The sequence below is a fragment of the Nocardioides sp. genome (assembly GCF_964228225.1).
In the GTDB taxonomy this organism is placed as follows: domain Bacteria; phylum Actinomycetota; class Actinomycetes; order Propionibacteriales; family Nocardioidaceae; genus Nocardioides.
The window spans coordinates 48,890-60,472 of sequence record NZ_CAXQZB010000081.1; the positions used below are offsets into that span (position 1 = coordinate 48,890).

Genomic DNA, 11,583 nt, shown 5'->3' on the forward strand with positions numbered 1-11,583 from the left:
ATGACACTCACCCCGCTCCCGCCCGCCGTCCCGCCCGCCCCCGGAGGGCCCGGCAGCACCGCCACGACCGGGGGCCCCGGCCGCCACGCCGGCGCCCCGGGCGACTCCGACACCGGTCCCGGCGGCTTCGGATCGCTGCTCTCGCTGCTGCTGCCCGACCTGGGCTGCGGCACGCCCGGCGCGGCGTCGGGCGAGGCCGCGGTGACCGCGCCCGAGGGTGGGACCGCGGACGACGTCGTCACGACCGTCGCGGCCGTCGCCGCCCCCGCGCCGGTCGCGGTCGGGGGCGCCGTCGGCGCCGAGGCGGACGACCCCGCGAGCGACGACACCGATCCCGGGAGCGAGGCGGGCGACGCCGTGCCGGGTCAGCCGGCTGATCTGCCGAATGCCCTGCCGAATGCCCTGCCGGTTCCGCTGCAGGTCCCGCTCGGCCTGCCGATCATCCCGGTGATGATCCCCGTCCACCGCTCCCCTGCCGGCTCCGCCGCCGACCCCGGAGTCGCGCCCGCCGAGGGCGTCGTGTCCGGTGCCGCGGCGAGCCCCGTGGCGAGCGGCGTGGCCGCCGGGGCCACCGAGGCCACCGCGACCCCCGAGGTCGCCGTCCCGACCGCGGGCAGCGGGCAGGCGGACGAGGCCGTCGGCCAGACGGGCCAGCCGGATCGGGCCACCACCGGCACCACCAGCACCACGCCACCCGCGGCGGCCGCGCCGGTCGCTGCCGCCGCGGGTCGCGGTCCCTCCTCCGAGGCGGGCCACCACGGCGACGGGCGCGGCGAGCGCGGGGACGCGCGTGGCGACCGCGCCGCCGGCGTCGGCGAGGCGGGTACCGCCGGCGGGACGTCGTCGTCCATCGCGGCCGGCGCGGCCGGTGCCCCGGCACCGACCACGGGTGCCGCCGCGAGCGCCCCCACCAGCACGACCCTCACCTCGGCGCAGGCCACCGCGGTGACGCGCCAGGTGATGGACCGCGTCACCCGCCTCGTGGCCGAGCACACCGACGCCACCGGGCAGCTCACCAGCGCCGGCCGCGGCGGTCCGCGCTCGCTCGTGCTGCGGCTGGACCCCGGCACCCTGGGGGAGGTGCGCCTGGAGGTGCACCTGCGCGGCGGCGGCCTGCAGGTCGCCCTGCACGCCAGCGACGCCGGGGTGCAGCGCGCGCTCCAGCGCGACCTCGGCTCGCTGCGCGAGGCGCTGGGCCACGGTCCCGAGCACCTGCAGCTGCTCGTGGGCGAGGTCCGCGCCACCACCGCCGGCCCCGCGGCGTCCGCGGCGGCGCACCACGCGGACGCCCAGACCCAGCAGCAGACCCAGCAGCAGATGCAGCAGGGCCAGCAGCAGGGCCGGCAGGATCCCTGGACCCAGGGATCCCCCACCTTCTCCGAGGGGCGGCAGCCCGGCCAGCAGGCCCGGCCCGACCACTCGGGATCAGGACGCTCGGCAGGGACGCCGACCGTCACGACCGCCATGGACGGCAGGTCGGCGCCCACCCACCCCGACACGGGTGGCGCGGCGTCGACGGACCCACTCGCGACGGGCCGCCGGCTCGACGTGAGTGCGTGAGGAGGACCCCATGAGCGTGTCCGCCACCGAGGGGGTCGGGGCCGGCGCCGCCAGCGCCGGACTGGGCTCCGTCGTCGACACGATGACGGCTTCATCGGCCGACAAGGACATGTTCCTGCAGCTGCTCGTCGCGCAGCTGCGCTACCAGGACCCGATGAACCCGGCCGACACCAGCGAGTTCCTCTCGCAGTCGGCGCAGTTCACCTCCCTGGAGAAGATGCAGGACGTCGCCGACCGCACGACCGTGCTGATCGGCACCCAGATGGCCTTCGGCGCCAGCGCGCTCGTGGGTCAGACGGTGAAGTACACCCTCGCGGACGGCACCGACGGCGCCGGCACCGTGAAGGGCGTGCGCTTCGACGCCGAGGGCCCGGTCCTCGACGTCGACGGCGTGCAGGTGCCGATGGTGCAGATCCTCGGGGTCGGCACGGTGCCCACCGCGCCGCCGAAGCCCGAGAGCACCGGCACCGGTGCGACCGGCACCGGCACCTGATCCCGGTCCGTCCTGCGCGGGCGCGTGTCGCCACGAGCTCCGCCCGCACCCCCGCCCCACCCCTGCCCATCAGCCTCGTCCATCAGCCCGTCCACCCGCCGGACGTCGTCCGGCCCCCGGCCGTCGTGACCCCCCGGTCACCCCCGGTCGCCATCCGAGAGGACCCCCCATGCTTCGTTCGCTCTTCGCCGGCATCAGCGGTCTGCGCGTCAACCAGACCATGCTCGACGTCACCGGCAACAACATCGCCAACGCCAACACCGTGGGCTTCAAGTCCAGCGGCACGGTCTTCCAGAACACCCTGAGCCAGATGCTCACCGGCGCCTCGGGCGCGAGCGCCACCCAGGGCGGCACGAACCCGGTGCAGATCGGCCTGGGCGTGCAGCTGGCCGTCGTCACCAGCAACCTCGGCCAGGGCTCGGCCCAGCTGACCGGCCGCACCACCGACCTGATGCTGCAGGGCGACGGCATGTTCGTCACCCAGAACGGCAACGAGCAGCTCTACACCCGCGCCGGCGCCTTCACCTTCGACTCCGCCGGCACGCTCGTGACGCCCTCCGGCGCCCGGGTGCAGGGCTACGCCCTCGACGCCACCGGCGCCCCCACCGGCGGTCTCACCGACATCAGCATCGACCCCGCCTCCTTCACCCCCGCCCTGGGCGCCGGTGTGGAGATCACCTCCTTCAGCTTCAGCAACGACGGCAAGCTGCGGGTCAACCTCTCCGACGGCACCCGCCGCGACGTCGCCCAGCTCGCGGTGGCCGACTTCACCAACCCCAACGGCCTCGAGCGCGTCGGCGACTCCTCGTTCCGCGAGTCGGCGAACTCCGGCACCGCGCAGATCGACGTGCCCGGCACCGGCCGGCGCGGCACCGTCACCGCCGGCGCCCTGGAGATGTCGAACGTCGACCTCGCCGCCGAGTTCACCAACCTGATCCTGGCCCAGCGCGGCTTCCAGGCCTCCAGCCGCGTCATCACCACCTCCGACCAGGTGCTCGAGGACCTGGTCAACATCAAGCGCTGATCCACGCGGCTCCTCGGGGGCCGTCGGCGTCACCGGAATCGCGGTCCCCAGCCCTGGGGGCCGCGATTCCTGTCGTACGACGCACCCTCGGAGAGCCATCCACAGGTCACGCCCTCCCTGTCCGGAACTGTCGGTGGCCCCGTGTTGAGTGGTCATATGCAGATGGGCTCGGGTGGGGTGCGGGAGTGGGCGCGGGTCGCCGACGACGCGCTGGCCCATGCCCTGGCCGCGCCGGTGTGGTCGGCGGGGGCGGGGGACACCCGGGAGGCGTTGCTGGAGCTGGCGCGGGTGGAGGCGCGGGCGGCGGCGTTGAGGGCGCGGTTGCTGGTGCATGCCGAGGAGATCGGGGCGCACCAGGACTCGGGGGCGGAGTCGGTCGCGGTGTGGCATGCGCGCGCGACGCGGACGACGATCGCGCAGGGGCGGGCGGTGCTGCGGGAGGCGGTCGCGCTGGAGGGCCGGCCGGACGTCGCTGCCGCGCTGGCCTCAGCGGAGGTCACTCCCGCGCAGGCGAAGGTGATCGTCGATGCGATGGCCGACATGCCGGAGGAGGACCGTGAGCAGGCCTCGACGTATCTGCTGGAGAAGGCCGCGTCGCATCATGCGAAGGACCTGCGAGTGCTGGGGCGGCGGATCTGGGAGGTCCTCGACCCGGTCGCGGCGGATGCGCGGGAGTCGGCGGCGTTGGAGCGGCAGGAGGCCCGGGCCGCGGCGCGGGTCCGGTTCTCGATGGTCGAGCACGACGACGGCACGATGGAGGGCTGGTTCCGCGTCCCGGTGCTGCACGGCGCGATGCTGCGCAAGATGCTCACCGCCCTCGGTGCCCCGAAGGCGAAGCGAGCAGCGGAGGGTGCCGGGTCCTACGACCCGGCCATCAGGACCCCGGCGCGCTGGGGGCAGGCGTTCTGCGACCTGCTCGAACGCATCCAGGACAAAGACCTCCCCGACCGCGCCGGCTGCGGCGCCACCGTCGTGGTCACGATGACAATCGAGGACCTCACCCACCAGCTCGAGCAGGCCGGGCTCCTCGACACCGGCGAGAAGATCAGCGCGACCGCCGCCCGCAGGCTCGCCGCCAAGGCCGGGATCATCCCCGCCGTCCTCGACGGTACCGGGATGGTCCTGGACTGGGGCCGCACCCGAAGGTTCCACACCAAGGCGCAGCGGCTGGCGATCGCGACGATGCACCCCACCTGCGTCCACCCCGACTGCGACGTGTCCGCCAGTCACTGCGAGATCGACCACGACCCATCCTGGGAATCCGGCGGCGGCACCGACCTCACCGGCAAGCCCCGATGTCCGAGGCACCATCGAGCACGACATCGGGACCGGGGCACCGACCCACCCGACGACTGACCGCGCCGACCTCGCTGCGTCTCGTGACGGCGCCGGGGCGCCGCCTCGACGACCGTGCCCACCGCCGGTCGTCGAGGAGCGAGCGAAGCGAGCGTCACGAGACGCGCGCACCGGACAGCCCGCCGTGACCAGATGCCGTCCCTCACCCCACCGCGCCTCGTGACGGCGCCGGGGCGCCTCCTCGACGACCGTGCCCACCGCCGGTCCTCGAGGAGCGAGCGCAAGCGAGCGTCCCGAGACGCCCGCACCCACCCGGCCACCCCACCGCGCCTCGTGACGGCGCTGGCGCGCCTCCTCGACGACCGTGCCCACCGCCGGTCGTCGAGGAGCGAGCGCAAGCGAGCGTCACGAGACGCCCGCACCCGCCAGGCCACCTCACCGCGTCTCGCGACGGCGCTGGCGCGCCTCCTCGACGAACGGGGGACCGGGGTTCGGCGGAGGCGGCGGCGGGTACACCCGGTGGCACCGCTCGACACCGACCAACCTCGAAGGAGTCCCGGCTGCGATGAGCACCCCACCGATCGACCGCCGCACCCTGGCGCGCATCCCCGGCGACCAGCAGGCGAACTATCTGCGCACGGGCGTGCGGGAGACCGGTCGGTTCCTGTTCGACGACAAGCTCATCGACCTCTTCGTCGCGATCGCGAACCGGCCCCGCTTCCTGACCCTGCTCACGGTCACCACGGTCACCGGGTCGGGCCTGGCCTACGCCGGGCTGGAGGACGTGCACTGGTCGGAGGGCATCTGGTGGGCCGTCGTCACCGGCTTCACGGTCGGCTACGGCGACTTCTACCCCACCTCCAGCACGGGGCGGCTGCTCGGCTCCTTCCTCATCGTCATGATGTTCGCCCTCGCCCTGTGCCTGGGCGCGCAGATCACCAGCCGCCTCATCGAGGACCACGACGAGTTCACCCACGAGGAGCAGGAGGAGATCAAGGTGCTGCTGCGCCGGGTGATCGACCTGCAGGAGCAGAACGCCGCCCTCATCGAGCGCCTCGCCGGCCCCGGCACGACGACGGCGCGCGACACACCCGACCCCCGGACCTGAGCACCCGGACCTGAGCACCCAGACCGAGCCCGCTCAGCCCGAGGACCGGCGCCGGGGCGCGAAGCGCTCCTCCGGGGTCATCGCGGAGGGCCCGACGTGCGCGGCGAGCCACCGGTGCAGCGGCTCGGGCGTGGCGAGCAGGGCGACGACGGCGGCCGCGGCCTCCTCGACGTCGCCCCAGGCCGGGCGGGCGAGGCGCTGGTTGGTCTCGATCCCCTTCCAACGCAGCACGTCGGCACGCGGATGGTCGGTCGGGTAGCCGGCGGGGACCCGCTTGAGCGGCTCGTACCGGCCGTGGAACACCCGCACCCCGGCCCCCTCGACCTCGGCCACGGCCCGGGCGAAGTCGGCGCCCGCGGACTCCTCGGCGATCGCGGCGCGCAGCCGGGGCAGCTGGTCGCGGGCCGGCATCGGCAGACCCGTGCCCACGAGGGCGCCGCGCGCGCTCACCTGCAGGAACGCGCCCACGCCGTCGGCACGCTCGGCCACCGCGCCGGCGAAGGTCTTGAAGGGCGTCGCATTGCCGAAGCGGGTGTCGTTGTGGGGCCGGTAGACGCGCCACGACAGCCCGGCCCACCCGGCTCCTCCCCCGACGTCGTGGCCGACTCCCCGCCCGGGGTCGCCACCGGACACCGCCGCGACCAGCTGCGCGAACACCGGCTTGACGCCGTCGTCGTACCGGTGACGCTCGCGGGCCCAGAACTCCCGGGTGTTGTCGGCCTCGAGGTCGCGGTAGAACGCGATCGCCCCGTCGAAGATCCCCTGCGTCATCGACCCACTCAACCTAGTTCCTTTGCCGAATCATTCCGTGACCAAAGTATCACTGGCCCCTAGGCTGACGCCATGACCGACGGGCCCCCGGACGTGCACGTGGACGAACTGGGCTGGGGCATCCGCGAGATCAAGCGCGCCGCCACCGAGCTCGACCGCGTCTTCGCGGCCCGCCTCGGCCTCCATGCGCTGGACTACCAGGCGATGGACCGCATCATGGACGCCCACGAGACGCCGCTCGGCACCGTCGAGCTCAGCACGATGCTGGGCATCTCCCCCGGCTCGGCCACCGAGCTGGTGGACCGCCTGGAGCGCGCCGGCTACGTCGTGCGCGGCCGCGACACCGCCGACCGGCGTCGCGTGCGGCTCGAGGCCCCGGCGGAGCGGATGGCACACATCCTCGAGGGACTGCAGCCGATGTTCGAGGGCCTCAACGACCTCGCCGCGGGGTTCACCCCGACCGAGCGGGACACGATCGCCGCCTTCCTGCGCGGGGCCGTGGAGGTGCTGCAGCAGCACACCGCACGCCTCGCCGACGACGACGCGTGACCCTCCCGCGCGGATGATCCGCGGGGTCCTCCCCGCTTCGCCTCAGGTCCCGGCAGGCACCGCCGATGGATCAGGGGACCGCCACGGACGGCGCGTCATCGACGCATCAAGGACGGTGCCCCATGATCTCTCTGACCCGACTGTCGGGGTCGGTGTTCGCCATCAACTCCGACCTCATCGAACGTATCGACGCCACGCCCGACACGGTGATCACGCTCATCGGCGGCACGAAGTACGTCGTCGCGGAGTCGTTGGACGACGTCGTGGCGGTCGTGCGGCGCCACCGCGCCGAGGTCCTCGCGCTCGGCAACCACTACCAGGCCTACTACGAGGCCCAGGGCTACGACCTCGGCCTCGACGCGACCGCCGTGCCGCCGCGCCCCTCGCTCTCGCTGGTGCGCCGGGACCGCGGGCACAGCCCGGAGGTGTCGCGGTGAAGGACCTCGCCACCCTGATCGGGGTCGCCGTCGGCCTCGTCGTGATCGTCGCCGCCAACATCATGGAGGGCGGCAACCCGATGAGCCTGCTGCTGCCGGCTCCGATGATCCTGGTGTTCGGCACCACCATCCTGGTCACCGTGGCGGGCGGCACGATGGCCGACGCCAAGGGTGCCGGCAAGTCGCTGGCCCGCGCGTTCAAGGGCGACGTCGCCCCCGCCGCGGAGGTCGTGCCCTCGATCGTCGCGCTGGCCGACAAGGCCCGTCGCGAGGGCCTGCTCGCGCTCGAGGACATGCTCAAGGACATGGACGACGAGTTCCTCGTCAAGGGCGTCACCCTGGCCATCGACGGCACCGACCCCGAGGAGGTCCGCGACATCCTCGAGGCCGAGGTGGCCGCCAAGCGCAAGGAGGACAAGCACGCCGCGAAGTTCTTCTCCGACGCCGGCGCCTACGCCCCCACCATCGGCATCATCGGCACCGTCATGGGCCTGGTGCACGTGCTGGAGAGCCTGTCCGACCCCGCCGAGCTCGGCCACCTCATCGCCGGCGCCTTCGTGGCCACCCTGTGGGGCGTGATGAGCGCCAACGTGCTCTTCCTCCCCCTCGGCAACCGCCTCAAGCGGCTCGGCGAGCTGGAGGCCATGCGGATGGACCTGGTGATCGAGGGGATCGCCGCGATCCAGGCCGGCGCCAACCCGCGCGTCGTCGCCCAGAAGCTCACCTCCCTCCTGCCCGCCGGTCAGCAGCCGCTGGCCGACGCCGCCTGAGCGGGGTCGTCATGTCCGGGGGACGGCGACATCGCCACGAGGAGCACGAGGAGCACGAGAACCACGAGCGCTGGCTGGTCACCTACGCCGACATGGTGACCCTGCTGATGGTGCTGTTCATCGTGATGTTCGCGATCAGCCAGGTGGACCAGAAGAAGTTCGCCGAGCTGCGCGACGGCCTCGCCGCGGGCTTCGGCTCCCAGGACTCCCTGCTCAACGGCAGCAAGTCGCTGGCCCCGGAGCCGGGCGCCAACCAGGCCGCACCCGTGCTCGGCGGCATGAGCGGGGAGGAGCAGGCCCTGGTGCAGGCCGCGCTGGAGAAGACCAAGGCGTTGGAGGCCGGCCGCCGCGAGGGCGACGCCAAGGCCGAGCTCAACCGGCTCGAGACCGTGCGCAAGAAGCTCGAGGCGGCGTTGAAGTCGGCCGGGCTGGAGAGCGACCTGCGCACCTCCTACGACGGCCGGGGCCTGGTGCTGAGCCTGGTGTCCAAGCACGTCGTGTTCGAGAACGACCTGGCCACCCTGACGCCGCGCGGCCTGGCGATCGTCGACCGGATCGGCGCGGTGCTCGCCACCATCCCCGACCCCGTCGAGGTGGACGGCCACACCAACCAGGTGCCGGTGAAGCCGAAGTACTACCCCACCGACTGGGACCTCTCGGCGGCCCGCGCGCTCACCGTGCTGCGCCGGCTGGAGGCGGTGGCCGGCATCCCGGCCCGGCGCCTGTCGCTGGCGGCCTTCGGCCACACCCGCCCACTCATCGACCCCGCCAAGCCGGGCTCGCAGGAGCTGAACAAGCGGGTGGACCTGGTCGTGATGGCCGCCACCGAGCAGCAGACCACCGCCCTGCTGCCCGGCCTGGCCGCCGACCTCGCCCGGGCCGAGCGCGCCTCCAGCGACCGCCCGCAGGGCGAACGACCCGGCGGCACCCCGAGCACCCCGAGCGCCGGGGAGGACACCGCCGCCCCCGGTGACGCCCCCACCCTCGCCCCCGTCCCCGCCGCGCCCCGCGCCGGCACGGGTCGCACGGGCACCACGACGACCGGATCCACCCCCGACACCCGCACCGACACCGGTACCGACACCCCCACCAATCCACGAGGAGCATCGCGATGACCACCACGGCACCCGCACCGGCCGCGCCCGCGGCCGAGGAGGCGAAGGGCGGGAAGAAGAAGCTGATCATGATCGTGGTGGCCGTCGCCGTCGCCGGGGCCGCCGCCTGGTTCCTGTTCCTCAAGCCGGCCGGCCCGCCCAAGCCGCCCGAGCCCGGTGAGGTCCTGCCGCTGGAGGCGATCCAGGTCAACCTCGAGGGCGGCCACTACCTGCGGCTCGGCCTGGCCCTGCAGCTCACCGCCGACGCCCACGAGGCCGACGGGTCCAAGGCGCTGGACGTGGCCATCGACCTCTACTCCGGCCGCAGCGTCGCCGAGCTGGCCGACCCCGCCGAGCGGCGCAAGCTCAAGAAGGAGCTGATCAAGGAGCTCGACCACAGCTACCACGGCGACGTCATGGACGTGTACCTCACCGAGTTCGTCATGCAGTGACCGGTTCCGGGGCCTCCCGGAACCGACTTGGTGGGAAGTCCCCACGAATTTCGGCCCAAAGTCTCAGGTGCGCTCACGCGGCGCCGATCTGCTGGTCGTGAGCCTCCCCCAGACGTCCGCCCCGGAGCCGACCGGCGGCCGCAGCGCCCGCCGTCGGGCCGCGGCCCCGGTGCCCTACGACTTCCGGCGTCCGATCCAGCTCTCCCGGGAGCACCAGCGGATCCTGCACGCCGGTTTCGACGCCTTCGCGCGCCAGGCCACCACCGTGTTCACCTCCGCGCTGCGCACGATCTGCCAGGTCAACGTCACCACGATCGACCAGCGCAGCTACGCCGAGTACGTCGGCTCGCTGGCGACGACGTCGTACCTCACGATGTACACCCTCGAGCCGATGCCCGGGCGCGGCCTGATCGACCTGCCGCTGCCCGCGGTGATGTCGTGCGTCGACCACATGCTCGGCGGCCCCGGCGGAGCCGCGCAGCCGCAGCGTCCGCTGACCGACATCGAGAGCGGCATCATCCGCGGCCTGGTGGAGCGGCTGCTCGCCGAGATGCGCTACTCCCTCGAGGTGATCGTGCCCCTCGACCCCCAGATCACCGGGGTGGAGTACAACCCGCAGTTCGCCCAGGTCGCGAGCTCGGCCGACGTCATGGTGGTCATCGACCTCGAGCTGCGCATCGACGAGCACCCGCACCGGATGAGCGTGTGCCTGCCGTTCACCGGCCTCCACCCGCACCTCGCCGCCGCCGCGGCGCCCGCGCCGGTGTCGAACCGCGAGCGTGCCCAGCGCGCCGAGGCCGCCGAGATGCTGCAGCGCAGCTTCGCCGACGTGCCCGTCGAGATCAGCGTGCGGTTCCGCCCCAGCCGACTCGACCCCACGATCCTGGCCGGCCTGCAGCCCGGCGACGTGCGGCGCCTGACCCACCCGGCCGCGGCCCCGCTGGACGTCTGCGTCGACGACCAGCTGCTGGGCCACGCCACGGCCGGCGCCCAGGGGCAACGGCTGGCCGCCCTCGTGGTCGCCACCACCGACCAGCCGGCCGCGCCCCCCTCCGGCCCGCCCGGTCACCGCTGACCCACCGGCCCGCCACCCCGCCGCCCCGCCGACCGGCCCCCCACGCCCCGTCCCGCCCCGCCCGCACCCAGGAGCCACCCCAGATGACCATGCCGCCGCTGCCCGCCGACGCCCCCCTGACCCCCGAGCTGCTCATCGCGCAGGCGGTCGCGGCGGCCGCCGCGCCGCTGCTGCCCGCCGCGGAGCCGCTCTCCCCGGGCGACCCGCAGCCGGGCACCGAGCACGTCGCCGGCCTGTTCGCCGCCGCGGCCACCAGCCAGGTCCAGGGCCTCGCGGGCCCGGCCACGCTGACCATCCTCGTGGGCGAGGACCTGGTGGAGGCGCTGCAGGGCAGCCCGCTGGGGCCGCTCGACGTCGCCGCCGCCGTGCAGCCCGCGCTCGACGCCGCCGCCCTGGCGCTCGGCGGTGCGGCCGCCGGCGCCACCGAGGTGGCGATGGACCTGGTCGTCGACGCCCAGGGCGGGCCGTTCGTCGCGGTGCCGCTGCTCGGGGCCGGCATCAGCGGCGCGGTGCTCGTGCCCGACGCCACCCTGATGGCCGCCGCCCAGGCCGCCCAGGCCGCGCAGGCCGGCGGCGGTGCCCCCGAGCCGGCCGCGAGCGCCACCGGGCTGCCGCCCCAGGTCGGCGCGGCGGGCACGATCCAGACCCAGCCGGTGGAGCCGGCTCCCGGCGCGGGCGCGACGGTGCACCCCATCAGCGGCTCCCGGCGCGGCATCGAGATGCTGCACGGCGTCGAGATGGAGGTCACCGTCGAGCTCGGTCGGACCCGGATGGCGGTGCGCGACCTGCTCAACCTCGCCCCCGGCGCGGTGCTGGCCCTGGACCGGGCCGCCGGCTCGCCGGCCGACCTGCTGGTGAACGGCCGGCTGATCGCCCGCGGCGAGGTCGTCGTGGTCGATGAGGACTTCGGCCTGCGGATCACCGAGATCCTCGACCAGACCGCGGTGGGCTGAC

The 11,583-nt window shown here is 74.2% G+C and carries 13 protein-coding genes; 12 read left to right on the forward strand and 1 reads right to left on the reverse strand.

Annotation, left to right across the window (positions count from 1 at the left end; translation table 11 throughout):
- The 5 genes from ACERUJ_RS19130 to ACERUJ_RS19150 all read left to right on the forward strand — a co-directional run bounded on the left by ACERUJ_RS19130 (nucleotide 1) and on the right by ACERUJ_RS19150 (nucleotide 5,481).
- Nucleotides 1-1,560 (forward strand): flagellar hook-length control protein FliK, encoded by a 1,560-nt coding sequence (locus ACERUJ_RS19130; RefSeq protein WP_370250540.1) that lies wholly within the window; start codon nucleotides 1-3, stop codon nucleotides 1,558-1,560.
- 10 nt (nucleotides 1,561-1,570) lie between these two features.
- A complete protein-coding gene (locus ACERUJ_RS19135) occupies nucleotides 1,571-2,053 on the forward strand; it encodes a flagellar hook capping FlgD N-terminal domain-containing protein (RefSeq protein ID WP_370250541.1) in 483 nt (160 codons plus the stop codon).
- A 169-nt stretch (nucleotides 2,054-2,222) separates the two neighbouring features.
- Nucleotides 2,223-3,077: a flagellar hook-basal body complex protein gene (locus tag ACERUJ_RS19140; protein ID WP_370250542.1), complete on the forward strand. Its 855-nt coding sequence runs from the start codon at nucleotides 2,223-2,225 to the stop codon at nucleotides 3,075-3,077.
- Nucleotides 3,078-3,233: 156 nt separating this feature from the next.
- A complete protein-coding gene (locus ACERUJ_RS19145) occupies nucleotides 3,234-4,433 on the forward strand; it encodes a DUF222 domain-containing protein (protein ID WP_370250543.1) in 1,200 nt (399 codons plus the stop codon).
- A gap of 505 nt (nucleotides 4,434-4,938) precedes the next feature.
- On the forward strand, nucleotides 4,939-5,481 hold the full coding sequence (locus tag ACERUJ_RS19150; protein WP_370250544.1) for a potassium channel family protein: 543 nt from the start codon (nucleotides 4,939-4,941) through the stop codon (nucleotides 5,479-5,481).
- Between the two features lie 33 nt (nucleotides 5,482-5,514).
- Here ACERUJ_RS19150 and ACERUJ_RS19155 read toward each other — a convergent pair whose 3' ends face one another.
- Nucleotides 5,515-6,252, reverse strand: a complete 738-nt coding sequence (locus tag ACERUJ_RS19155; protein WP_370250545.1) for a DUF2461 family protein — start codon at nucleotides 6,250-6,252, stop codon at nucleotides 5,515-5,517.
- Between the two features lie 72 nt (nucleotides 6,253-6,324).
- Here ACERUJ_RS19155 and ACERUJ_RS19160 point away from each other — a divergent pair, with 72 nt between their 5' ends.
- The 7 genes from ACERUJ_RS19160 (at nucleotide 6,325) to fliN (ending at nucleotide 11,582) form a co-directional block, all read left to right on the forward strand.
- Entirely contained in the window at nucleotides 6,325-6,801 is a 477-nt protein-coding gene (locus tag ACERUJ_RS19160; RefSeq protein ID WP_370250546.1) for a MarR family winged helix-turn-helix transcriptional regulator, read from the forward strand.
- Between the two features lie 122 nt (nucleotides 6,802-6,923).
- The gene (locus ACERUJ_RS19165; RefSeq protein ID WP_370250547.1) at nucleotides 6,924-7,238 is read left to right on the forward strand and encodes a flagellar FlbD family protein; all 315 of its coding nucleotides are present in this window, start codon (nucleotides 6,924-6,926) and stop codon (nucleotides 7,236-7,238) included.
- Entirely contained in the window at nucleotides 7,235-8,008 is a 774-nt protein-coding gene (locus tag ACERUJ_RS19170) for a motility protein A (protein WP_370250548.1), read from the forward strand. The genes ACERUJ_RS19165 and ACERUJ_RS19170 overlap by 4 nt, the downstream gene beginning before the upstream one ends.
- Before the next feature lie 11 nt (nucleotides 8,009-8,019).
- Nucleotides 8,020-9,123 carry a flagellar motor protein MotB gene (locus ACERUJ_RS19175; protein WP_370250549.1) on the forward strand — a complete coding sequence of 368 codons (1,104 nt, stop codon included), beginning with the start codon at nucleotides 8,020-8,022 and terminating at the stop codon, nucleotides 9,121-9,123.
- On the forward strand, nucleotides 9,120-9,554 hold the full coding sequence (fliL, locus tag ACERUJ_RS19180; protein ID WP_370250550.1) for a flagellar basal body-associated protein FliL: 435 nt from the start codon (nucleotides 9,120-9,122) through the stop codon (nucleotides 9,552-9,554). The genes ACERUJ_RS19175 and fliL overlap by 4 nt, the downstream gene beginning before the upstream one ends.
- Nucleotides 9,555-9,651: 97 nt before the next feature.
- Nucleotides 9,652-10,629, forward strand: coding sequence for a flagellar motor switch protein FliM (locus ACERUJ_RS19185; protein WP_370250551.1), 978 nt, complete (start codon nucleotides 9,652-9,654; stop codon nucleotides 10,627-10,629).
- An 83-nt stretch (nucleotides 10,630-10,712) separates the two neighbouring features.
- Nucleotides 10,713-11,582: a flagellar motor switch protein FliN gene (gene fliN / locus ACERUJ_RS19190; protein ID WP_370250552.1), complete on the forward strand. Its 870-nt coding sequence runs from the start codon at nucleotides 10,713-10,715 to the stop codon at nucleotides 11,580-11,582.
- The last annotated feature ends 1 nt before the right edge of the window (nucleotide 11,583 follow it).

Coding starts and splice junctions, on each gene's coding strand:
- ACERUJ_RS19130 (WP_370250540.1), top strand. CDS start 1: ATGACACTCACCCCGCTCCCGCCCGCCGTCCCGCCCGCCCCCGGAGGG.
- ACERUJ_RS19135 (WP_370250541.1), top strand. CDS start 1,571: ATGAGCGTGTCCGCCACCGAGGGGGTCGGGGCCGGCGCCGCCAGCGCC.
- ACERUJ_RS19140 (WP_370250542.1), top strand. CDS start 2,223: ATGCTTCGTTCGCTCTTCGCCGGCATCAGCGGTCTGCGCGTCAACCAG.
- ACERUJ_RS19145 (WP_370250543.1), top strand. CDS start 3,234: ATGCAGATGGGCTCGGGTGGGGTGCGGGAGTGGGCGCGGGTCGCCGAC.
- ACERUJ_RS19150 (WP_370250544.1), top strand. CDS start 4,939: ATGAGCACCCCACCGATCGACCGCCGCACCCTGGCGCGCATCCCCGGC.
- ACERUJ_RS19155 (WP_370250545.1), bottom strand. CDS start 6,252: ATGACGCAGGGGATCTTCGACGGGGCGATCGCGTTCTACCGCGACCTC.
- ACERUJ_RS19160 (WP_370250546.1), top strand. CDS start 6,325: ATGACCGACGGGCCCCCGGACGTGCACGTGGACGAACTGGGCTGGGGC.
- ACERUJ_RS19165 (WP_370250547.1), top strand. CDS start 6,924: ATGATCTCTCTGACCCGACTGTCGGGGTCGGTGTTCGCCATCAACTCC.
- ACERUJ_RS19175 (WP_370250549.1), top strand. CDS start 8,020: ATGTCCGGGGGACGGCGACATCGCCACGAGGAGCACGAGGAGCACGAG.
- fliL (WP_370250550.1), top strand. CDS start 9,120: ATGACCACCACGGCACCCGCACCGGCCGCGCCCGCGGCCGAGGAGGCG.
- fliN (WP_370250552.1), top strand. CDS start 10,713: ATGACCATGCCGCCGCTGCCCGCCGACGCCCCCCTGACCCCCGAGCTG.